Origin of the sequence: Nocardia niwae NBRC 108934 = DSM 45340 (genome assembly GCF_001613465.1) — a bacterium.
GTDB lineage: Bacteria > Actinomycetota > Actinomycetes > Mycobacteriales > Mycobacteriaceae > Nocardia > Nocardia niwae.
Map to the genome: position 1 here is coordinate 1 of NZ_BDCK01000027.1, position 21,648 is coordinate 21,648.

Here is a 21,648-nt window from a genome sequence, read left to right on the forward strand (position 1 = left end):
TCCCATCGGTCCGTCACCGTCTTCGGCGGCCCGGTTGGAGCGCTCGGTGCCGAGTGCCTTCAGATCGGCGCCCGCGCAGAACGTGCCGCCGTCGCCCCACAGCACCGCGACCGCGGCCTCGGGGTCGGCGTCGAACTCACGGAAGGCGTCGGCGAGCGCCGCCGCGGTGGGTCCGTCCACCGCGTTGCGCGCTTCGGGCCGGTGCAGGATCACGGTGGTCACGGGGCCGTTGCGTTCGATCAGTACGGTCACGCGCTCGACCATACGCCGTAAAAGCACCCTTGTGTGAAGAAATGAATTCATGCTTCACTTCTTGGGTGGCCTACCGCAGAACCCCCGCAGTACAGGCCCGCCTCGACGCTCAGGCGGGGCTGATCGTGCAGGCCGCCACCAAGGTGCTGTCCCGCGGCGGGTATGCGGCGCTGTCCATGGCGGCCGTCGCCGCCGAGGCGGGCGTCGCCACCGGCACCGTCTACAAGAACTTCGACGGCAAGTCCGCCTTGGTGCGCGCGGTGTTCCGCAAGGTGGTCGCCCGCGAGGTCGCGGCCGTGGCGGCGGCGGGCGCGCGCGGCACGGCCGTCGAACGGGTCACCGCGGCGGTGGAGACCTTCGCGGGCCGCGCGCTGAAGAACCCGAATCTGGCCTACGTGCTGCTCGCCGAACCGGTCGACGCGGCGGTGGACAGCGAGCGCCTGCGCTTCCGGCGGGCGTTCGCCGAGACCTTCGAATCGGCGGTGGCCGAAGGCATCGCGCGGGGCGAACTCCCGGCGCAGGACCCGAGGATCAGTGCGGCCGCGCTGGTCGGCGCGATCGGCGAGGTGCTGGTCGGCCCGCTCGCCGACGCGCCGCACGGCGAATCCGTCGTCCCCGAACTCATCGCTTTCGCGATCCGCGCGCTGGGCGTGCGCGGCGACCATGGCGCGAATGGCGCCCGGCTGGAATCAGGAGTGTCAGATGCAGACGCATGAAGTGTTCAACCAGGTGCCCGACATCGTGCCCTTCGACGTCTCACGCAATCCGGCGCTGCTCGACGGCCTGCACCGCGAGGGCGCGGGCTGGGCCGAAGCCGAAGTGCGGGAGCTGGGCGCGCTCGCGGGCGGCGCGCAGGCGCAGGAGTGGGGCCGGCTGGCCAACGAATACCCGCCGGTGCTGCGCACCCACGACCGTTACGGCCATCGTGTCGACGAAGTCGAGTTCCACCCGCACTGGCATGAGCTGATGCGCGTCGCCGTCGAGCACGGATTGCACGGCGCGCCCTGGCTGGACGACCGCCCCGGCGCGCACGTGGCGCGCGCGGCGAAGTTCTACACCTGGGGCGTCGCCGACGCGGGCCATATGTGCCCGATCTCGATGACCTACGCCGTGGTCCCCGCGTTGCGGCACAACCGCGACCTGGCGGCGAAGTACGAACCGCTGCTCGGCTCCCGCGTCTACGACTACGGGCTGCGGGAGCCGTCCACGAAGGCAGGGCTCATCGCGGGCATGTCGATGACCGAGAAGCAGGGCGGCTCGGACGTGCGCGCCAACACCACCACCGCGACACCGCAGCCGGACGGCTCGTACCGGATCGTCGGGCACAAATGGTTCACCTCCGCGCCGATGTCGGACATGTTCCTCACCTTGGCGCAGGCGCCCAGTGGCCTGTCCTGCTTCCTGCTGCCCCGGGTGCTGCCCGACGGCACCCGTAACCCGATCCGCATCCAGCGGCTCAAGGACAAGCTGGGCAACAAGTCCAACGCCTCGTCGGAGATCGAGTACGAGAACGCCACGGGCTGGCTGGTCGGCGCGGAGGGCGCGGGCGTCAAGACCATCATCGAGATGGTCAACATGACCAGGCTGGACTGCGTGATCGGCTCCGCCACCGGTATCAGGGCGGGCGCCGTCTACGCGGTGCACCACGCGCGGCACCGGAAAGTGTTCGGCGCGAAGCTGATCGACCAGCCCGCCATGCGCAATGTGCTGGCCGACCTGGTGATCGAGTCCGACGCCGCGACCACCGTCATGATGCGGCTGGCCGGGGCCACCGACCGGGCCGGCCAGGATCCGGCCGAGGCGGCGCTGCGGCGCATCGCCTTGGCCGTCACCAAGTACTGGGTGTGCAAGCGGGCCCCCGCCCACGCGGCCGAGGCGCTGGAATGCCTGGGCGGCAACGGATACGCGGAGGAATCCGGCATGCCACGGCTGTACCGGGAGGCGCCGCTGATGTCGATCTGGGAGGGCTCGGGCAACGTCGCCGCGCTGGACGCGTTGCGGGCGATGGGGCGCCAGCCGGAGACGGTCGAGGCGTACTTCAACGAAGTGTCGCTGGCGAAGGGTGAGAACCCGCGGCTGGACGACGCGATCGCCAGGGTCGGCAAGGAACTGTCCGATCTGAACGACATCGAGTACCGCGCGCGGCGGGTCGTCGAGCTGATGGCGCTCGTGCTGCAAGGCGCGCAGCTGGTTCGCCACGGCCATCCCGCCGTCGCCGACGCCTTCTGCGCCACGCGGCTCGGCGACGACTGGGGCATCGCGTTCGGCACGCTGCCCACCGGCGTCGACACCGGCGCGATCATCGAGCGCGCGTTCGTCTGAGTCCCGGTTCGGCGCACCGAAGCCGAGACTTCCGGCGGTCCGGTACCGGGGGCCGGGTGGGCGGGTACTGCCGGTGCTCGCCCGCTCGCGCTCCGTGGTCAGGCGGGCCGGGTGAGTACGCGTTCGACCAACGCGGTGTTGCAGTACTCGACCACCTCGCGCAACTTCCCGTCGGCGACCCGGAAGACGAAGCAGTAGGTCTGGTCGTAGCTCTCCCCGCGCGTGGTCACGGCCTGGGCGCGGGCCCGCACGACGACGTGATCGTCCTCGGCGACGATCCTCTCCGCGGCGCTGCGGTACTCGGTGAATTGCGTCATCAGTGGCCGCAGCAGGTGGTCCAGCACCACGGATTTCGGCTCCCAAGTGCCGCTCCAGGACCAGTCGCCGGGGAAGATCCAGCGGAAATCGTCGGCCATGGCGTCGCTGAACGCACGGGTGTTGCCGAGTGACATCTGCTCGAAGATCTCCATGAGCAGCTTCTTGTTCTCGATGGCGGTCATGACGACGACGTTAGGGTGGCCGGACCCATGCGACAAGCGACTGTCTCACATATCTGGTATGAGCAATACACATGGAAGAGTTCACCGTGGCCGGTCTGCGCGTGGTGCGGGAGGCCGCCGCCCGCGGATCGTTCTCGACCGCCGCGGAGCACCTCGGCTACACCCAGTCCGCGGTGTCCAGGCAGATCGCGCTCATGGAGCGGGCGGCGGGTCGCGCTCTGTTCGAGCGGCACGCGCGCGGAGTGCAGCCCACCGAGGCGGGACGCGTCGTGCTGCGACACGCGGAGGTGATCCTCGGCGAACTGGATCAGGCCAGGCACGACATCCATCAGCTCACGGCCCGTCCGGCGGGCCGCCTGCGCGTCGGCGCGTTCTCGACCGCCATGGCCGCCCTGGTGCCCCGAGCGATCACCGCCACCGGCACCCGCGACCGGCAGGTGCGGATCTCGCTGCGGGAGGGCCTCAGTCCCAGACTGCTCACCGCCGTCGCACGCGGACGCCTCGACCTCGCGGTGGTCACCGCGCCCGACACCCCGCCCGCCGGTGTCCAGCTCGAGCCGCTGGTGGACGATCCGTTGCTCGTCGCGGTCGCCGCAACGCATCCGCTCGCCGGCGCCACCAGCGCGACGCCGGAGCAGCTGCGGGCGGAACGATGGATCGCGGGCAGCCAGGACGCCTCCGCCACCCTCCTCGGTGCGTGGCGCGACCCAGGGCGTGAGCCGGACATCGCGTTCGTCGCACGCGACTGGTTCGCCAAACTCGGCCTCGTCGCGGCGGGACAGGGCAGCACGGTGGTGCCCGGTATCGCCGTCCCGGTCCTGCCGCCGACCATCGCGCTGCTGCGAGTGGATCACCCCTCCGCGGTCCGGCGAACGGTCATCGCCCATCGCGGCGACCACGGCACCGCCGAAGCGCGCGCCGTGTTCGCCGAAGCGCTGCGCGACCAGGCGGCCGAACTGACCGCTCATGTGCGTCAGCGCCTTCGGACTGGTCCATAACAGCGCCGCGGCGATGACCGGCCGCCGTGGTTTCGGGCACCGCTTCTCGCCCGGCCCCCATGAAGCTCGTCCCGGGTGTTCCTGTTCGATGCGCGCCGGGTGCGGACAGCCAGCGGTCGTCTCGAACCAGCCGCCCAGCGGGACCTCCGTGGCCGCGCTGTCGCGTAGCACGAAGCCGTCTCCGGACGCGCGGGAGTTGCCACCCTGTGGACGAGTGTGGATACCTTCGCGGGCATCGGTGGCGGCGGGGCAGCACCGGTAGTGTGGCAGCGGTGGCAGGGGAGTTCGTCGACAGACCGTTGAGCTGGCTGGTCCGGCGAGTGCGGGACCGGGCCGAGCGAGGGCGGTATCTGCTGGGCATCGCGGGGCCACCGGGCGCGGGCAAATCCAGGTTGTCGGTCGCGTTGCGCGACGCGATCAACGCCGAGGCGGGCGGCGTGATCGCCGAGATCGCGCCCATGGACGGATATCACCTGGACAACGACGTCCTGCGAGCGACGGAAAGCCTTGCGCGCAAGGGGGAGCCGGACACCTTCGACGTCGAGGGCTACATTTCGGGGCTGCGCCGCCTGCGGACCACGCCGGTGGGCGAGCCGGTGCCGTGGCCCACGTTCGACCGGTCCATCGATGCCCCGGTGCCCGGCGGGGTGGTGTTCGACCGTCAGTCCATCGTCCTCACCGAGGGCAACTATCTGCTGCTCGACGACTTCGGAACGCGGCGGTGGTCGGCGGTCCGCGCGCTTTTGGACGAGTGCTGGTACCTGGACGCCGCGCGCGAGGTGATCGAGGATCGCCTGCTGCGCAGGCACCTTCGCGGCGGGCGCACGCGCGCGGCGGCGCGCGACAAAGTGCACGGCAGCGACTTGCGCAACGCGGATCTCGTCGCCGCCACCAGTGATCGCGCCGATCTGGTGTTGCGGGGGCGCGCGGGAGGCTATGCGGTAGCCGCTTCACCGCGATTCAGCGCAGAGTGAGGGCGGTTTCGGATCCGACGCGGGTCAGCTTCTCCGGGTTGCGGACGTAGTAGAGGCCGGCGATGCGGCCGTTCTCGACACGGGCCGCCATCACACCGTCGAGTTCGCCGTCGAGGTGGAACAGGAGTGCAGGGTTGCCGTTGACCACGCCCGGGCCGACGGTGAGGGCAGCGGTGGTCTTGCCCAGACCGCCCGACACGAAGCGAACCACCTTGTCCGCGCCGACGATCGGCCGCAGCGCCGCCTGCTTGACGCCTCCGCCGTCGCTGACGATGACGACATCGGGAGCGAGCACGTCCAGCAGGCCCTGCAGGTCCCTGGTCTCCAGCGCCCGCTGGAACGACTCCAGAACCGCCCGGGTCTCGCTCACGGAGACCACCGACCGCGGGCGACGGGCGTCCACGTGCTTGCGGGCGCGATGCGCGATCTGGCGCACGGCCGCCGGGGTCTTGTCGACGGCGGCCGCGATCTCCTCGTAGCCGATGCCGAACGCCTCGCGCAGCACGAAGACGGCGCGCTCGGTCGGCGACAGCGTCTCGAGCACGAGCATCAGCGCCATCGACATGCTTTCGGCGAGTTCCACGTCCTCGGCCACGTCCGGCGTGGTGAGCAGCGGCTCGGGCAACCAGGGGCCGACGTACGCCTCCTTGCGCCGCCGCATCGTGCGCAGCCGGTTGAGCGACTGCCGGGTCGCGATCCGGACCAGATACGCGCGCTCGTCGCGCACCTGTTCGGAGTCGACCTCGACCCACCGCAGCCAGGTCTCCTGCAGGACGTCCTCGGCGTCGGCCGCGGACCCCAGCATTTCGTAGGCGACGGTGAACAGCAGGTTGCGGTGGGCGACGAAAGCCTCGGTCGCCGGGTCGGTGGCATGGCCGGTCATCGTTCTACCTCTCCCGCGCGGCCGGGCGCAGCTGCCGTCCGCTTGCACACGTCGCATCCACCGGCAAGGTCCCTTTCGTCGCGAGCCATTCGATCCGCCGCACCGAGTCGGTGCGGTCGAGCGCAGGACACCGCCCGGCGGGCGCCGAGCCGACGTCGGCACACATCGCAAGGCCGTTCAGGTGGCGGCGAGTGCGTCGCGGCGTCGGGCCCGGAGCAGCTGCCCGCGCTTGTCGTTGTTGAATCCCCAAGTGAACGAACCCGGATCACGTGCTTCGTCCGCCAATTCTCCGAGGACGTTCCGGCAGGCGAGTTCCTTGATCTTCGCCGCGAGGCGACCGTCGAGGTAGAACCTGGTCGCGATGTCGTCCCGGGAGGCGATCTGCACCGTGGCGGCGCGCCGGCCGAGGCCGATGCACTGTCGCCCGGCGGCCTTGCTCCGCCAGCTCGGCGGCCGTCTCGATGCCCGTAGCACCGGCTCCGACGACCGTCAGCGGGGCGGTCGCGGGCGTGGCGTCGAGCTCGGGCCGCAGCCGCTGCGCCTCCTCCAGGGTGGCGACCGGGTAGGCGAACTCGGCCGCTCCGGGCACGCTCGGGTCCGCACTGCCACTGCCCACCGCGTAGATCAGATAGTCGTAGCCGATCGTGCCGCCGGACGCCAACCGCACCCGGCGCCCGGCCGCATCGATCCGGGTCGCGGTGTCGACCACCAGCCGGACGCGGGCGCCCAAGATTTCCCGATAGTCGACCATCGCCTCGTGCGACCCGCCCACCAGTTGGTGCAGGCGAACCCGCTCGACGAACCGCGGGCGCGGGTTGATCAGGGTGACCGTTACGTCGTCCCGTTGCGTCAGGCGATTTGCTGCCAAGACGCCTGCGTAACCGCCGCCGACCACGACCACATCGGTAGTGCCGGTCATGGTGTCTCCTTCGCTTCGAGGGGTCGAGCACAAGACACCGGGGGAGCTACCGCCGTGACTTGATGTGATGTAGGTCACTCGCGTAGCTCTGCGTCCGCCGCATCCGAAGGATGACCTCGCATCTTCGGCGCGTGCCACGGCTCAGTGATCTACCTGGGCTGATGATGGGGGAATGAAGGAGAATCGCGCAGTCGGCAGACTATCGCGGGCCCTGCACAATTTGCTGGCCGTGACGTGCGCTCTGCTCTTCTATTACTTCCTGCCGCTGGACGCGGTGCCGGTGGGCCGACTGTCCGGCGTACCGGCGCTGCTCGCGTTCGTCATCGGCGTCGCCGGGCTCATCTGGCTGGCCCGGTGGCGTATCCGGCGGTACATCTTGGATCCCCGCGCGACCGTAGGGCGTATCAACGACGTGCTGCTCGTGGTCTGCGTCGTCGTGACATTCTTCGCCCTCTACTACTACGTGCTGGAACTGCGCTCACCCGGCCAGTTCGAGGGCCTGCACACCAGGACCGACGCGCTCTACTACACGATTGTCACGCTGGGCACGGTCGGTTACGGCGACGTGCACGCGGTCGGCGCCGCCGCCAAAGTGGCCACCATGGTGCAGGTCGCCTTCGATCTCGGCGTGATCGGCATCCTGATCGCGATCTCGACCTCGCACATCATTCAGCGGTTGAGCGAAGCGCAGCGCGGCCGTCCGGCCGGCGGCGAATGACGGCGCGGACGCGGAACGAACTCAGCGGTGCGCGCGGTACCAGCGAATCAGCGAGTCGGTCGACGAATCGTCCTGCGCCTGCGGCTCTTCCGTGGCCGTGAGCAGCGGGGCCAACGCGAGCGCCTGCTGTTTGCCCAGTTCGACCCCCCACTGGTCGAAACTATCGATGCCCCAGATCGTGCCCTCCACGAAGACTTGGTGCTCGTAGAGCGCGATGAGCTGACCGACGACGGATGGGGTGAGCCGCGGCGCGAGGATGGTGGTGGACGGACGGTTGCCGGGCATCACCTTGTGCGGCACGATCGCCGGATCGGTGCCCTCCGCGGCGATCTCCTCGGCGGTCTTGCCGAACGCGAGCACCTTGGTCTGCGCGAACAGGTTGCTCATCAGGATGTCGTGCATGCTGCCGGTGCCGTCGCTGGTCGCCAGATCGTCGGTGGGCTGCGCGAATCCGATGAAGTCGGCCGGGACGAGCCGGGTGCCCTGGTGCAGCAATTGGTAGAAGGCGTGCTGGCCGTTGGTGCCCGGTTCGCCCCAGAAGATCTCGCCGGTGGCGGTGGTGACCGGAGTGCCGTCGGCCCGGACCGACTTCCCATTGGATTCCATGGTCAACTGCTGCAGGTAGGCGGGGAACCGGGCCAGATCGTTCGAATACGGCAGCACCGCGTGGGATTCCGCGCCGAAGAAGTTCGAATACCAGACGCCGAGCAGGCCGAGCAGCACCGGTGCGTTCGCCTCCAGCGGCGCCTCGGCGAAATGCCGATCCACCGCGTGCATACCGGCGAGGAACTCGGAAAAGCGTTCCTTGCCGATGGTCGCCATCACCGACAGGCCGATCGCCGAGGCCACCGAGTACCGGCCGCCGACCCAATCCCAGAAGCCGAACATGTTCTCGGTGTCGATCCCGAATTTCGCGACCCGCTCGGCGTTGGTGGACACCGCGACGAAGTGCTTGGCCACGGCGTCCTCGCCGAGCGCGGCGACCAGCCAGCGCCGGGCCGCGGTCGCGTTGGTGAGCGTCTCCAGGGTGGAGAAGGTCTTGGACGCGACGATGAACAACGTGGTGGCCGGATCCAGCCCGTCCAGCTTCGCGACCAGGTCGGCGGGATCGACGTTGGAGACGAACCGCGCGCCGATGCCCGCGTCCTCGTAGTGCCGCAGCGCCTGGTGCACCATGACCGGACCCAGGTCCGACCCGCCGATGCCGATGTTCACCACCGTCGTGATGCGCTCGCCGGTCGCCCCCCGCCATGCACCGGAGCGCAGCGCGTCGGTGAACTCGCCCATTCGCCGCAGCACCCGGTGCACCTCGGCGCCCGCGTCGACGCCGTCGATGATCATGGTCGAGCCTTCGGGCAGCCGCAGCGCCACATGGCCGACCGCGCGGTTCTCGGAGGTGTTGATGTGCTCGCCACGGAACATCGCGTCGCGCCGCTCGGGCACGCGTGCCTCACGCGCCAATTCCACCAGCAGATGCAGCGTTTCCCGGTTCACGCGGTGCTTGCTGTAGTCGATGTGCAGGTCCGCAACCTGGACGGTCAGCTCCCCGCCCCGGGCCGGATCGTCGGCGAAGAACTCCCTGAGGTGTCGTCCCGCGACGGTGCCGTGGTGATCGTGCAGTTTCCGCCATGCCGCCGTCGCGGTGATGTCGCTGCTCACGTTCGCCGAGAGTACAAGCAGGCACCGCCGCGCGCACGGGCGCGTGCGCGGAGCGTCGGCCGGACCTGCGCCGATGCCGAGGTGAAAACCCTCTGTGCCACACCGGTCTCGCCGCGTGGGCGACACGCCGTACCAGCGCCGCGTCACGGCGGCGCGCGTTCCCCGTGCGCTTCCGCCGGGAGGCATAGGCTGGCGTCATGGTGTCCGAACGTGAACTTCTCGAATCCGTGCCGACGCAGTTGTGGATCGGCGGGCGTCCGGTCGACGCCACCGGGGCGGGTACCTTCCCGGTGCACAATCCCGCGACGGGCGAGGTGCTGACGCATGTCGCCGACGCGACGCCGGAAGACGCGCTGCGCGCGCTCGACGCGGCCGTCGCGGCGCAGGACGCGTGGGCGGCCACGCCCGCCCGGGAACGCGGAGAGATCCTGCGCGCGGTATTCGAGCGGATCACCGCCCGGGCGGAGGAATTCGCGCTGCTGATGACCCTGGAAATGGGCAAGGCGCTGCCGGAGAGCCGCAACGAGGTGCGCTACGGCGCCGAATTCTTCCGCTGGTTCAGCGAGGAGGCCGCCCGGGTACACGGGCGCTACCTGCACGCGCCGTCGGGCACCGGCCGGATCATGGTGCACAAGCAGCCGGTCGGGCCCTGCTTGGCGATCACGCCGTGGAACTTCCCGCTCGCCATGGGCACGCGCAAGATCGGTCCCGCGCTGGCCGCGGGCTGCACGATGATCGTCAAGCCGGCCTCGGCGACGCCGCTGACCATGCTGCTGCTGGCGCAGCTGTGCAGCGAGGCGGGCTTGCCCGACGGCGTCCTGTCGGTACTCACCTCCAGCCACTCCGGCGCGGTGACCCAACCGCTGCTCGACGACTCCCGGCTGCGCAAGCTCACCTTCACCGGTTCCACCGAGGTGGGCAAGAAGCTGGTGGAGAAATCCGCGAACCGGCTGCTGCGCACCTCGATGGAACTCGGCGGCAACGCGCCGTTCGTGGTGTTCGCCGACGCCGACGTCGACGCCGCCGTGCAGGGCGCGATGCTGGCCAAACTGCGCAACGGCGGAGAGGCGTGCACCGCCGCCAACCGCTTCCATGTGCACAACAGCGTGCTCGAGGAGTTCACCACCAAGCTGGTCGAGGCGATGGAGAGCAGCGTGCGGCTCGGGCCGGGTGCCGATCCGGATACGACGCTCGGCCCGCTCATCAACGAGGAGCAACTGCGTACGGTCGGTGACCTGGTGGACGACGCGGTCGCGAAGGGCGCGCGCGTGCGGATCGGCGGCAAGGCGCCCGACGGCCCCGGCTGGTTCTACCCGGCGACGGTCCTGAGCGACGTCCCGCCGCAGGCCAGGATTCTGCGCGAGGAGGTGTTCGGCCCGGTCGCCCCGATCGTCGGCTTCGACACCGAGGAGCAGGGGCTCGCCGCCGCGAACGACACCGAATTCGGTCTGGTCAGCTACGTCTACACTCGCGACCTCGACCGCGCGCTGCGGATCGCCGAGGGCCTGGAATCCGGCATGGTGGGTGTCAACCGCGGCGTCATCTCCGACCCCGCCGCCCCGTTCGGCGGCGTCAAGGAGTCCGGCTTCGGCCGGGAGGGCGGCACCGAGGGGATCGAGGAGTACCTGTCCACCAAGTACATCGCGCTCACGTGAGCGAGTGCCGCGGGTTCCGCATCACCGAAGGCGAACGGTCGCGCATCTGAGGGTCGAACTCGACCTGTCGGTGGCGACTGCCCCCCTGCTTTCGGGGGGCGACTTCGCCAATCATCGATACTAGCCTCGACCTGGGTTTCGATGAGGGCGAAGGGCTGATGATGAGAAGGTGCGGGTGCCGGTGATGCCCGCTTGAGCAATGGCATCATCAAAGCCTTTTTGCGGGTCGTGGACGATCTGAAACGGCTGACCGGCAGGGAATCCGAGGGCCTGGCCGGTATGAAAACAGGCGCAGCCCGCGTTTCCCGTGAAGTCAGCGAGGTGCATACGCACGGCGACGCTGACAATGCGCTCACGATCCGGCGTCGATGGTCCTCGGCCGGCGGCGATGCCGACACCAGGCGGGATTTGTGCCCCCCGCCGCCGGACCGAGCGTCGCTGGATCGGGCCGGACAGCGACTCGACGCCGAATTGACTCGACGTTTCGGCGAGAATGGACCGACCAACGAGGAATTGTATGACTTCATAGCCAACCGTCGACTGTCCCGGCTGGAGCAATACGCCATGATCGACCGGAGAATCGAGGAAACAGCGGCTTCTCTCGGCCGGGACAGCGCCGAGTTACGTGCGCAGATGCGCCGCGAACTGAAGGAAGCGCTCAGCGGAAAACCGATCGCTATCCGTGTCCGCGACAACGAACTCCTGGCCATCCTCCGGGAAGGGCGAATCAGGGGTGCACGCAACCCCGTCGGCGTTCGCGCCCATGCCGAAGAAGAGTGGTTCGGCCCGCATGTCCACGACAACCCACCCGTCTACGGCTACATCGCCGTGGATGGAGTGCGCCCGTCACAAGACGGCATGATCGATGCGTTGTCGGAGCTGAACTACGGCGACAATCAGATCTACCTGAAGCCGGAGGTGCGGTCACGAACGACCGTCACATTCGGTGACTCGCTGGTGGAAAGGGAACGGGCGATACCCTCCCCCCTGGACAATGCGTCGGAATATTCCTATGGCGTCGGAGTGCACGATCTCGCTCCTGTCGGCCGCGATTATCTCGGAGCAGATTTTCGCGCCAACCATTTCATCGAAGCCCAGATGTTCGATCTCACCACCGCGGACATAGATTTCATCGGGTTGCACCAGCCACCCAGCGCGGCATTGCGACAGGCGCTGGACCAATCCGGACTGGATTGGCGTGTGCTGTCCAATCGCACGATCGCGGCGGAGGGCAGCCCCGCGGAACGAGCGGCCGCGATCGAACGGACGAGTCAAGACCTCGAGCATCTTCGCCATGTGCATCCCGTTATGCGCTCGCATGCCGAACCGCTGGAAGCCGAGCTGAGGGCCGACCTGCGTGTCCTGAGCGATTCCATCGCGGGTGATGGACCGGCCGCAAACCCCGGATAGCGCGGTGGGGCACCACGGCCTGAAAACCTTCCGCCCCGGGCGGTAGGCGGCCCGGGGCGGACATGAAGCGACCGCCCCGGGGTGTATGACACCCGGGGCGGCCTATTCGGAAGCGACGGTCTCGCGAGCGCGCCGCGTGGCTCTCAGCTCAGTGGCCGAGCCGGCCGCGGCCGAGGCGAAGCAGCAGCATGGCGAGGGTGTGGCCTTCCTGGCCGAGTTCGCTGAAACGCTCCAGCACCTTCATCTCGCGACTGTGCACGAGGCGCGGCCCGCCCGACGCCATGCGCGTCCGGCCGATGATCCGGGAAATCTCCGTCCGGCGCTTGATCGCGGCCAGGATCTCCGCGTCGAGACGGTCGATCTCCTTGCGGAGCTTGTCGATCTCGGCCTCGGTCTGCGGCAGCGCGGATTCGGATCCGGTCGTCGTGGCAGGGGTGCTCATCATTCATCTCCTCGTGTCAGAACATCGATCGGCACGTGCTCGCGGCTCGTTACCGATCAGTTCTTTCACCGTGAAACAGACCTGGTGGGGCCTTGTATTGTCCCCCCAGGACGGCGTGCTCAGGTACAGGCTCCGCGATCCCGGCGTCCGGCTGGCAGCCGAATCGGACGTCTTGCGAAAGCGCTGAGCATGTCGCCAGTGTGCCACGGGCTGGGGGGTATGCAAAACGTATACGTTTGGGAATCGCGCGAGAAACGCTGGTCGTTTCGCCGATGCTTCCCACCAGGGGGAGTTCACCCGGCGTTCAGTGCTCCGGAGCCGAACCGATACCGATCTCACCCGGGGCTTCATCTCTGTCGGTGGCCGCCGGTAGCGTGGATGGGCGATGGACATCACGGTGGCTCCCAAGACGCAGGCCGGTCGGGTCGTGCACCCGGATCCGACATCGAAACCGCAGTTCGCCGGCGGTAACGCAGCGGAGGGGTCGCAGCCTGCCGCCATTCCCGAGGCGCCGTCGACGGATGCCGAGCGCGAGCGGCAGCGCGCCGAGCGGGAGCAGCGCCGCGCCGAGGAGGCCGAACGCCTGCTCGACAACCTGAATCCGCAGCAGCGCGCGGCGGTCGTGCATACCGGGTCCCCGCTGCTCATCGTGGCGGGCGCGGGCTCGGGCAAGACGGCCGTGCTCACCCGCCGCATCGCCTATCTGCTGGCCGCCCGGGGCGTCACCCCGGGTCAGGTGCTGGCCATCACATTCACCAACAAGGCCGCCGCGGAGATGCGGGAGCGAGTGACCGGACTGGTCGGCCCGCGTGCGAACAACATGTGGGTGTCGACGTTCCACTCCAGTTGCGTGCGCATCCTGCGCACGCAGGCCGCGCTGCTGCCCGGGCTGAATTCGAACTTCTCGATCTACGACGCGGACGATTCGCGGCGTCTGCTCACCATGATCAGCCGCGACCTGGACATCGACACCAAGAAGTACTCGGCACGCTTGCTCGCGACCGCGATCTCGAATCTGAAGAACGAACTCATCGACCCGGCCCGGGCCACCGCGGACGCGGAATCGGACGACACGGAGCTGCCCGGCCTGGTGGCCAAGGTCTACACCGAGTATCAGCGCAGGCTGCGCTCGGCGAACGCGCTCGACTTCGACGATCTCATCGGCGAGACGGTGGCGCTGCTGCAGCACCACCCGCAGGTCGCCGAGTACTACCGCCGCCGGTTCCGGCACGTGCTGGTGGACGAGTACCAGGACACCAACCACGCGCAGTACGTCCTGGTCCGCGAGCTGGTCGGTCACCACGTGGAAGACGGCGCCGAGGACCGGGTGCCGCCGAGCGAACTGTGCGTGGTCGGCGACGCCGACCAGTCCATCTACGCCTTCCGCGGCGCGACCATCCGCAATATCGAGGAGTTCGAGCGCGACTTCCCCGACGCCGAGACCATTCTGCTGGAGCAGAACTATCGCTCCACCCAGCACATCCTCTCCGCCGCCAACGCGGTGATCTCGCGCAATGAGAACCGGCGCGACAAGAAGCTGTGGACCGATTCCGGCGAGGGCGATCTGATCACCGGCTACGTCGCCGACAACGAGCACGACGAGGCGTCGTTCGTCGCCCGCGAGATCGACCGGCTGGTCGACCAGGGCGAGGCCAACTACGGCGACGTCGCGGTGTTCTACCGCACCAACAACAATTCTCGTGCGCTGGAAGAGATCTTCATCCGGATGGGCCTGCCCTACAAGGTGGTCGGCGGCGTCCGCTTCTACGAGCGCAAAGAGGTGCGCGACATCGTCGCCTACCTGCGGGTGCTGGAGAACCCGGAGGACGCGGTGAGCATGCGCCGCATCCTGAACACCCCACGCCGCGGCATCGGCGACCGCGCCGAGGCCTGCGTGGCCGTCCATGCCGAGCAGCGCGGGATCGGATTCGCCGCCGCGCTGCGCGACGCAGGCGAGGGCAAGGTGGCGCTGCTGAACACGCGCGCGCAGCGGGCCATCGCGGGTTTCCTCGATCTGCTCGACGACATCCGGGCCGCGGGCGAACGAGCCGACTCCGACTTCCCCGACGTGGGCAATGTCGTGGAGGCGGTGCTCGAGCGAACCGGTTATCGCGCCGGACTGGAAGCGTCCGACGACCCGCAGGACGGCGCCCGGCTGGACAACCTCAACGAGTTGGTCAGCGTCGCGCGGGAATTCAGCTCGGAGGCGCACAACAACGCGGAAGCTGCCCGGCAGGAAGGGCTGTTGCCCGAGGTGGGCGAAGGCGAGCCGGATCCCGGTTCGCTCGCCGCGTTCCTGGAGCGGGTGTCGCTGGTGGCGGATACCGATCAGATTCCGGACGAGGGCTCCGGCGTGGTGACGATGATGACGCTGCACACCGCCAAGGGCCTGGAATTTCCCGTGGTATTCGTGACGGGCTGGGAGGACGGGCAGTTCCCGCACATGCGGGCGCTCGGCGATCCCACCGAGCTGGCCGAGGAACGACGCCTCGCCTACGTGGGCATCACCCGGGCCCGGCGCCGCCTGTATCTGACGCGCGCGGTGGTGCGTTCCGGCTGGGGGCAGCCGGTGTCGAACCCGGAATCGCGGTTCTTGCAGGAAATTCCGGGCCATCTCATCGATTGGCGGCGGCTCGAGCCCGCCGGGTCGCCCGCGACGCGGGGCATCCGGCGGCGCGGCGGGGATGACGACGGGTTGGAGCGGGACTGGACGCGCGGCGACGGGTGGTCGGAGCCGCGTCCAGGCTTGCGTGATCGCGGACCGCGCAGACCTGCTCCCGGCGGTGCGAACCGCAACAACACGAACTTGGTACTCGCGGTAGGTGATCGGGTCAGCGACGACAAGTACGGTCTGGGCCGCGTGATCGCCGCGGAGGGCTTCGGGCCGCTGGCCACGGTGACCATCGATTTCGGCACGGCGGGCAAGATCCGATTGATCCCGCAGTACAGCCGGACCCTGGTCAAACTCTGACCCGCGCGGGCCTTTGGACCCTGCCCGCGTCCGCCTCGCGCCGGTAGGGTCCGCGACGTGGATACGATCGCACAGCATCTCCTGTGGTTTCTGCCCATGCTCTGGCTCGGCATGGTGCTGGCAATCTCGTTCCTGGAAGCGCCGCTGAAGTTCCGTGCCCCCGGCGTCACGCTGGCATTGGGTCTCGGCATCGGCCGCTTGGTGTTCCGCGCGCTGAACATCGCCGAGGCGGTGCTCGCCGCGCTGCTGGTGCTCGCGGCACTGATCGTCGGCCCCGGTACAGCGACCTGGATGTGGTTGGGTGTCGCCGCGGTGGTGCTCGCCGTTCAGATGGCGGTGGTGCGCCCACCGCTGACCCGCCGGTCCGATCGCGTGCTGGCAGGCGAGCAACTGCCGCGCTCGCATGCGCACTACTGGTACATCGGCCTGGAGATCGCCAAGGTCGTCGCGCTGATCGGACTCGCGATCGCCGCGGCACCCTAGACGCGACCACCACCGCTACACGGCGGCGGGCACCTGCCGGTGCCGCTCTCAGCCGTTCAGCGTGGCTCGCGCGAAGTGTCCGGCTTCATGCGCCCGGCGTCGATGAGTGTCTGCCGGGCCGCCGCCTTACGTGGGCATTGATCGGCTCGGCATGTCCGGTGCCGCTGCATGGTCAGGTGTGCTTCGGTAACGCTCAATGGAGTTTCCGGAGCTTCGTGCGGCCAGCCGGTCGGCCACAGCGCGGCGTCGGGCTGCTCGGTGCCCATCCGTTCGCGTGCGGCACGCCACTCGGCGGTCACCCGGTCGATGATCGCTTGTGCGGACATGTCGTCTTGCTCGCCGTCTCGCCACCAGTTGAATCCCATCGCGTTTCACCCCTGCTGTCGTCGCTTTCCCCTGGGTGCACGCCACCCGGCGGGGTGGTGGTCACCGCAGGCCGCTCACGTCCGGCGGTGCGTCCGCTCCGGGCGGGAGGGACGCGCCCGCCGGGTGGGTGCGGCTGCAAACGTCGCGCGGAAAACCTCGCTTCGGACTGGGAAAACGGCTACAGCGCGTCTACTGGGCCGCCTAAGATTCCCGCATGGGGACGGACGGGGGGTTTCCTCCTGACATCGGGGAACGTCTGCGAGCCGCCAGGCAGGCGGCGGGGCTCTCACTGGCCGAGCTAGCGGCGCGAATACCGTTCTCGCGCAGCTACCTGGGTCATGTGGAGACGGGAACGCGCATCGCCTCGGTCGATGTGGTTGCGGCATACCTGCGTGCATGCGGCGAAATGACATGCGACCCTGTCACACTGGTCAGTATGTTGGGCCGAGCGGATGTCGACCGGCGCTCGTTCCTGCGCACGTCGGTCTACAGCGCGGCGCTCTCCGCGACGGCGCTGGTATCGCAGTCGGATATGGCACGGTTGGTCCGGGTCGATGAATCGGCGCATATCGGTATGCCGGAAGTCCGTGCCGTCCAGAGAATCACAGACGCGTTTCTCGGCTTGGACGAGGTCAAAGGCGGCGGCATCGGCCGAACCGCTGTCGCCGAGTTCCTGAGTACGGATGTCGCGTCACTGCTGCGGTCGCGATTCACCGATTCGACAGTCCGCTCCGCCGCGTTCAGCGCCGCCGCCGAACTGGCCTATTTGGCGGGTTTCAAAGCGCACGACGCGGGGGAGGACGGTATCGCGCAGCGGTATTTCCTCTCGGCATTGCGTCTGGCGCAGGAGTCCGGTGTTCCGGGACAGGACGGGTTCTGCTTTCGCATGCTCGGGTTACACGCCACCGACGTACGACAGCCACAGCACGCGGACGAGCTTGCCGAACGTGGAGTGGCAGCGGCGCGCGACAAAGTAGGTCCGGACACCATGTCCTTGTTCCTGGTCGGCCTGGCGCGCTGCTATGCCGAAACGGGGCAACATCGAGCAGCGCGGAATACTCTGCGGGAGGCGGAGCCGTGGATAGACACGGAAATCACCACCGAGTTACCCCGCTGGGCGGCTCTCTGGTGCCCGAACAAAGCGAGCGTAGCCAGGCAGACGTCGAAAGCGTTCGCTGCCTTGGGTGATTACGCCGAAGCCGAGCGCTACCTCTTCCTGTCGCATTCGATGTGGCATCCCGCGACCCACACCAGGATTCATGCGCTCTCCGCAGTGGAAACCGGACTGATTCGGTGGCTTCTGGGACGGCATGAAGACGCGGCGAAAATTTGGCGGCCCGCACTGCCCATTCTGTCCAGCGTATCCTCCGATCGTGCATCGAAGGTTATGCGGAAGGTGCGGAAGGTCGCCCCGGAAATATTCACCGGCACGGAAAAATGGCCGACAGCCGAATCCTCGTAGCACTGTGCTGTTCAGCCCGATGGCACGTTGCACGCGAGCGATCCGGCGCTGCTACGTTGCGCACGGTGAGTAGTGCGGTCCGACCCCCGCTGTCTCGGCCACTCCCGGCTCGCCCGCTTGACCGGTCCGTCCGGCCGCGGTGTCACTGCGGCAGCAGGTCCGTCAACGCCTCGTCGAGGGTGGGGTAGCGGAAGGTGAAGCCCGCCTTCGCCAGCACCTGCGAGGTGGCGTGGCGGCCGGTGAGGCCGAGGGCCGGATCGGAGCGGAGCAGGATCGCGCCGAGCGCGAGCAGAAACTCCGGGGTCGGCGGTGCAGGCGGCCGGTGCAGGCGCTTGCGCAGGACGCGCATCAGCTCGCGATTGCGGACAGGTGTATCGGTGGCGGCCACCAGGATTCCGTTCGGCAGCTCGAGTGCGGGATCGAGGCCGAGGGCTGCGCGGACGATCGCGAGCCAGTCGTCGATGTGGATCCAGCTGAACCACTGTTCGCCGGAGCCGACTCGACCGCCCAACCCCGCTCGGGTGAGCTGGGTGAGGCGTCGCAAGGCGGGTGCTTGCGGGTCGAGCACGATCGAGGTGCGCAGGATGGTCCAGTGCGCGGCCCGGACGGGGTCGAAGGCGCGCTCCCACGGTTCGGCCACGCCGGTCATCTGCGGCAGACCGACCGGCAGGGGAGTGTTTTCCGTGCACCGGGTTTCGCCCGCGTCCGACCAGATCGCGGTGGTGCTCGCCTGCACCCAGTAGTCGATCGGCGTGTCCAGGGTCGCGGCGGCGGCGACCAGCGCGCGGGTGGAATCGACTCGGCTGTCGCGTAATTCGGCGATGTTCTCCGGCGTCGGACGGCAGTCGACCAGCTTTCCGGCGAGGTTGACGATTGCCGTGCGTGTCGGATTGCGCAGTGCCGCAGCCCATTCGCCGACCGATCGGCCATCCCATTCCACTTGGTCGAACGGTAGTCCGGTATCGCGACGACGAGTGAGGATGACGACACGATGACCACGACAGGTCAGGTCGGCGGCGACGTGCCTGCCGAGTCCACCGGTGCCGCCCGGGATGACGACCGTGAGCGCGTCCGCCGCGGGTTCCAGTCCGGCCGAACGGGCCAAGCGCGCGAAGCGCACCCGCACATCGGATTCCAGGAACCTCGTGGCGAGCAGCCGGGCCACACCGGCCGACGCCCCGAGGAAGGTGAGCCGCTGGGTGATTTCGGTGCCGCCGTCGCGGGGCGTCAGCGTCCAGGTCAGCCGCATCCGTCCGAGCGGCTCGGGCTGTTCCACGCGCAGCTCTCGTTCCGGCCGAACGGCGGCGACGATGAACGGCAGCGTCGTGCGCCCGTGCGATGCGCGGTGGTGCGGCACGTAGGTACCCGTACTGCCCACCGCGACCGGACTGTCCAAGCGCACGGCGGCGATACCCGGGTTCCACTCAGGCCATCGCGCCGGATCGCCGAGCACACTCCAGAGCCGCTCGGCAGGCAACGCGATGAATTGCGTGTACGTCGTTGTACGTCGTGCCATGAGCCCGACGCTAACCCGCTGACGGGCCCGGCGGAACCGTGTGCATCGTCATGTACCGCATGTGCGGTGCGGGGACGAGAATGCCCGGCCGAGCAATGGACAACGAGCACACGAGAATTCATCGGTCAGCACGTCGAGGATGCGGCCCACGCCGGGGATGGACCACGGTGCGGGCCGGGCGAGTCACTTGCGGCCGGAGCGGGCGGTGCCCCGCTGGCATCGCCGCGTGCAGGGCCCGGTATTCGTACTCCGCGAACGTGGTGGCGGCGAACCCCGTGCTGAAACCGGCGACGCCGGATCGGCGGCGGCTGTGCACGACACGTGGGATCTACGCGAAACGGCGTGACGGTACGGCATCCGCGCTTCGTGCGCCGGAGCCACCGCTAGCGTGTGACCACGGCGCGCCGTTCAGTCGCGCTGCGGGCCCAAGCTGATGCCGCGGGTGGCCAGCCAGGGCAGCGGGTCGACCTTGTCGGTGCCGTTCAGCCAGACCTCGAAGTGGCAGTGCGGACCGGTGGAGAATCCCCGGTTGCCGATCGTGGCGATCTGGTCTCCGGCGAGCACGCGCTGGCCCTGGGACACCGTGGCGGTGTCGATGTGGCCGTAGATGGTGACGGTGCCGTCGTCGTGTAGCAGGCGGACCCACATACCGAAGCCCGACGCGGGGCCCGCCTCGATCACGGTGCCGTCCGCGACGGCGTAGATCGGGGTGCCGATCGGGCCCGCGATGTCGATGCCGAGATGCTGCACGCCCCAGCGGGCGCCGAAGCCCGAGGTGAAGGTGCCCGCGGCGAACTTGGTGAAGAGCGGGCGGAGCTTCGAGGCCTCCTGGGAAGCGAGGTCCTCGGCGTACTTCTGGCCCTTCTGCAGGATGTCGTTGAACTGATCGAGATGGGCCGGCGAGGAGACGTTCAGCACCTGGGGGGAGTCCGGCGCGGCTGTCGGATCGGCCACGTTCATCGACTGCGCGGCGATCTCGTGGATCTGACCCGCGGCTTCGTAGTCGACCGCCTGCGACGGCTGTTCGGGCGAGGCGAACGCGGCCTGCCCGGCCGCGACGACCGCGCCCGCGGCCACGGCCGCGACCGCGGCGCGCCCCTTCAGCGCGGCGGGGGGCGCCGCCACCCGGTGCGCGCCACCGCGCTTGTTCGTGGCGCGGCGTCCGGGGATGACGGTCGGGAGGGCGGGCGTGCCGGGCTCCTCGTCGGCCTCGGGCTCGTCGGCCTCGGTCGCCCAGGACTCCTCGGGGGCCCAGCAACCGGTGTCGGACACCCAGGATTGCTCGTCGGGCGCCCGGTTCTCCGCTTCGGCCCACGCGTCGCCGGAGTTCCAAGCGTCGCCGGAGTTCCAAGCGTCGCCGGAGTTCCAAGCGTCGCCGGAGTTCCAAGCGTCGCCGGAGTTCCAAGCGTCGCCGGAGTTCCAAGCGCCGCCATCGGACCAGGTCTGCTGCTGGGCGGTCCAATCCTGTTGCACCCACGCGTTGTTCGCGGCCCAGGAGTCGTCGGATACCGCGTTCTGGTAGGCCGGTTGCTCGTGGACGGGCGGCTCGGTGTCGTAGCCGTACTGGGCGCCGGCGGCGTGGAAGTAGTCGTACTGCGCCTGCGGCGCCTCGTACCCGGCGTGGTGCTGGTCGAACGAGTGCTCGTCCTGCCGGCCCGCGGGGGCGAAGGGCTCGTCGTCGGGACGGTAACGATGTCCCGTGCGCAAGCGATCAGGGGAAGCGAAGGTGGAGCTGTGGTTCATCGGCGGTGCCACATCGTGAAGCTGGTGGAACTCGGAAGCCGCCTGACCAGCGGCGTCGATCGGTCGAATGCGGAGCGGCTCTCCGTCTGCGGAGCGCTGTGCTGCGTCAAAGCTTGCCGTCCTCCTAGTCGTGACCGTGTTGTGACATCGACCGCACTGACGGTAACGAAATGATTGAGCGGCGACAAGCGGTGCGCCAGCTCCGTAACAAACATGTGAGATTCATCACGCTTAGCCCGCGGAATATCTCACTGTTGTATGGGCACCCTCGAGAGGTTTTCCAACGACGATTTGTAGTAGATACCGGCGCGCTCCGGCTTCGCCCGCTCTACCTGGCGCGGTGTCAGCAACCTACTCGCCAGTAGCGTTGGCCAG

Annotated in this window: 18 protein-coding genes and 1 pseudogene; 10 read left to right on the forward strand and 9 right to left on the reverse strand. The window is 68.7% G+C overall.

Annotated features, from left to right (window positions below; all coding sequences use genetic code 11):
• The coding region (locus tag NNI01S_RS18825) for an enoyl-CoA hydratase-related protein (RefSeq protein WP_218019222.1) at window positions 1-264 on the reverse strand (264 nt) is incomplete at its 3' end.
• 53 nt (window positions 265-317) lie between these two features.
• Between NNI01S_RS18825 and NNI01S_RS18830 the strand changes: the two genes are divergently transcribed.
• Both NNI01S_RS18830 and NNI01S_RS18835 read left to right on the forward strand, forming a co-directional pair.
• A complete protein-coding gene (locus tag NNI01S_RS18830) occupies window positions 318-968 on the forward strand; it encodes a TetR/AcrR family transcriptional regulator (protein WP_063021434.1) in 651 nt (216 codons plus the stop codon).
• Window positions 955-2,574: an acyl-CoA dehydrogenase family protein gene (locus tag NNI01S_RS18835; RefSeq protein ID WP_063021435.1), complete on the forward strand. Its 1,620-nt coding sequence runs from the start codon at window positions 955-957 to the stop codon at window positions 2,572-2,574. The genes NNI01S_RS18830 and NNI01S_RS18835 overlap by 14 nt, the downstream gene beginning before the upstream one ends.
• 98 nt (window positions 2,575-2,672) lie before the next feature.
• Here the strand turns inward: NNI01S_RS18835 and NNI01S_RS18840 are convergent, their stop codons facing one another.
• Window positions 2,673-3,074, reverse strand: a complete 402-nt coding sequence (locus tag NNI01S_RS18840) for a nuclear transport factor 2 family protein (protein WP_063021436.1) — start codon at window positions 3,072-3,074, stop codon at window positions 2,673-2,675.
• Window positions 3,075-3,145: 71 nt separating this feature from the next.
• Between NNI01S_RS18840 and NNI01S_RS18845 the strand changes: the two genes are divergently transcribed.
• Entirely contained in the window at window positions 3,146-4,072 is a 927-nt protein-coding gene (locus tag NNI01S_RS18845; protein WP_063021437.1) for a LysR family transcriptional regulator, read from the forward strand.
• A 272-nt stretch (window positions 4,073-4,344) separates the two neighbouring features.
• Window positions 4,345-5,046, forward strand: a complete 702-nt coding sequence (locus NNI01S_RS18850; RefSeq protein WP_063021438.1) for a nucleoside/nucleotide kinase family protein — start codon at window positions 4,345-4,347, stop codon at window positions 5,044-5,046.
• On the opposite strand, the gene NNI01S_RS18855 is transcribed toward NNI01S_RS18850, so the two are convergent.
• A complete protein-coding gene (locus NNI01S_RS18855) occupies window positions 5,033-5,929 on the reverse strand; it encodes an RNA polymerase sigma-70 factor (protein ID WP_063021439.1) in 897 nt (298 codons plus the stop codon). The genes NNI01S_RS18850 and NNI01S_RS18855 overlap by 14 nt on opposite strands.
• Before the next feature lie 415 nt (window positions 5,930-6,344).
• Window positions 6,345-6,848: pseudogene (locus NNI01S_RS18860) on the reverse strand (FAD-dependent oxidoreductase); the annotation flags it as partial.
• Window positions 6,849-7,020: 172 nt separating this feature from the next.
• On the opposite strand from NNI01S_RS18860, the gene NNI01S_RS18865 reads away from it, so the two are divergent.
• On the forward strand, window positions 7,021-7,566 hold the full coding sequence (locus tag NNI01S_RS18865; protein WP_063021440.1) for a potassium channel family protein: 546 nt from the start codon (window positions 7,021-7,023) through the stop codon (window positions 7,564-7,566).
• Window positions 7,567-7,587: 21 nt separating this feature from the next.
• Here the strand turns inward: NNI01S_RS18865 and pgi are convergent, their stop codons facing one another.
• Window positions 7,588-9,225 carry a glucose-6-phosphate isomerase gene (pgi, locus tag NNI01S_RS18870; RefSeq protein WP_063021441.1) on the reverse strand — a complete coding sequence of 546 codons (1,638 nt, stop codon included), beginning with the start codon at window positions 9,223-9,225 and terminating at the stop codon, window positions 7,588-7,590.
• Window positions 9,226-9,422: 197 nt separating this feature from the next.
• Between pgi and NNI01S_RS18875 the strand changes: the two genes are divergently transcribed.
• Window positions 9,423-10,880, forward strand: a complete 1,458-nt coding sequence (locus NNI01S_RS18875; RefSeq protein ID WP_063021442.1) for an NAD-dependent succinate-semialdehyde dehydrogenase — start codon at window positions 9,423-9,425, stop codon at window positions 10,878-10,880.
• A 192-nt stretch (window positions 10,881-11,072) separates the two neighbouring features.
• Complete coding sequence (locus NNI01S_RS18880) at window positions 11,073-12,290, forward strand: hypothetical protein (RefSeq protein WP_063021443.1); 1,218 nt, start codon at window positions 11,073-11,075, stop codon at window positions 12,288-12,290.
• A 148-nt stretch (window positions 12,291-12,438) separates the two neighbouring features.
• On the opposite strand, the gene NNI01S_RS18885 is transcribed toward NNI01S_RS18880, so the two are convergent.
• Window positions 12,439-12,732: a chorismate mutase gene (locus NNI01S_RS18885; RefSeq protein ID WP_062977356.1), complete on the reverse strand. Its 294-nt coding sequence runs from the start codon at window positions 12,730-12,732 to the stop codon at window positions 12,439-12,441.
• 385 nt (window positions 12,733-13,117) lie between these two features.
• On the opposite strand from NNI01S_RS18885, the gene pcrA reads away from it, so the two are divergent.
• Together pcrA and NNI01S_RS18895 are read left to right on the forward strand one after the other, a co-directional pair.
• Window positions 13,118-15,703, forward strand: coding sequence for a DNA helicase PcrA (gene pcrA, locus NNI01S_RS18890; RefSeq protein ID WP_063021444.1), 2,586 nt, complete (start codon window positions 13,118-13,120; stop codon window positions 15,701-15,703).
• A 57-nt stretch (window positions 15,704-15,760) separates the two neighbouring features.
• Complete coding sequence (locus NNI01S_RS18895) at window positions 15,761-16,186, forward strand: hypothetical protein (protein WP_157114858.1); 426 nt, start codon at window positions 15,761-15,763, stop codon at window positions 16,184-16,186.
• A 56-nt stretch (window positions 16,187-16,242) separates the two neighbouring features.
• Here NNI01S_RS18895 and NNI01S_RS18900 read toward each other — a convergent pair whose 3' ends face one another.
• Complete coding sequence (locus NNI01S_RS18900; RefSeq protein ID WP_063021445.1) at window positions 16,243-16,551, reverse strand: hypothetical protein; 309 nt, start codon at window positions 16,549-16,551, stop codon at window positions 16,243-16,245.
• A 215-nt stretch (window positions 16,552-16,766) separates the two neighbouring features.
• On the opposite strand from NNI01S_RS18900, the gene NNI01S_RS18905 reads away from it, so the two are divergent.
• Complete coding sequence (locus NNI01S_RS18905) at window positions 16,767-18,014, forward strand: helix-turn-helix domain-containing protein (protein WP_084488993.1); 1,248 nt, start codon at window positions 16,767-16,769, stop codon at window positions 18,012-18,014.
• A 142-nt stretch (window positions 18,015-18,156) separates the two neighbouring features.
• On the opposite strand, the gene NNI01S_RS18910 is transcribed toward NNI01S_RS18905, so the two are convergent.
• Window positions 18,157-19,530: a DUF1731 domain-containing protein gene (locus tag NNI01S_RS18910; RefSeq protein WP_084488995.1), complete on the reverse strand. Its 1,374-nt coding sequence runs from the start codon at window positions 19,528-19,530 to the stop codon at window positions 18,157-18,159.
• A 408-nt stretch (window positions 19,531-19,938) separates the two neighbouring features.
• On the reverse strand, window positions 19,939-21,273 hold the full coding sequence (locus tag NNI01S_RS33675) for a M23 family metallopeptidase (protein WP_084488997.1): 1,335 nt from the start codon (window positions 21,271-21,273) through the stop codon (window positions 19,939-19,941).
• Window positions 21,274-21,648: the final 375 nt, after the last annotated feature.

Coding starts and splice junctions, on each gene's coding strand:
- NNI01S_RS18835 (WP_063021435.1), top strand. CDS start 955: ATGCAGACGCATGAAGTGTTCAACCAGGTGCCCGACATCGTGCCCTTC.
- NNI01S_RS18840 (WP_063021436.1), bottom strand. CDS start 3,074: ATGACCGCCATCGAGAACAAGAAGCTGCTCATGGAGATCTTCGAGCAG.
- NNI01S_RS18845 (WP_063021437.1), top strand. CDS start 3,146: ATGGAAGAGTTCACCGTGGCCGGTCTGCGCGTGGTGCGGGAGGCCGCC.
- NNI01S_RS18855 (WP_063021439.1), bottom strand. CDS start 5,929: ATGACCGGCCATGCCACCGACCCGGCGACCGAGGCTTTCGTCGCCCAC.
- NNI01S_RS18865 (WP_063021440.1), top strand. CDS start 7,021: ATGAAGGAGAATCGCGCAGTCGGCAGACTATCGCGGGCCCTGCACAAT.
- NNI01S_RS18875 (WP_063021442.1), top strand. CDS start 9,423: ATGGTGTCCGAACGTGAACTTCTCGAATCCGTGCCGACGCAGTTGTGG.
- NNI01S_RS18885 (WP_062977356.1), bottom strand. CDS start 12,732: ATGAGCACCCCTGCCACGACGACCGGATCCGAATCCGCGCTGCCGCAG.
- pcrA (WP_063021444.1), top strand. CDS start 13,118: ATGGACATCACGGTGGCTCCCAAGACGCAGGCCGGTCGGGTCGTGCAC.
- NNI01S_RS18900 (WP_063021445.1), bottom strand. CDS start 16,551: ATGGGATTCAACTGGTGGCGAGACGGCGAGCAAGACGACATGTCCGCA.
- NNI01S_RS18905 (WP_084488993.1), top strand. CDS start 16,767: ATGGGGACGGACGGGGGGTTTCCTCCTGACATCGGGGAACGTCTGCGA.
- NNI01S_RS18910 (WP_084488995.1), bottom strand. CDS start 19,530: ATGGCACGACGTACAACGACGTACACGCAATTCATCGCGTTGCCTGCC.
- NNI01S_RS33675 (WP_084488997.1), bottom strand. CDS start 21,273: ATGAACCACAGCTCCACCTTCGCTTCCCCTGATCGCTTGCGCACGGGA.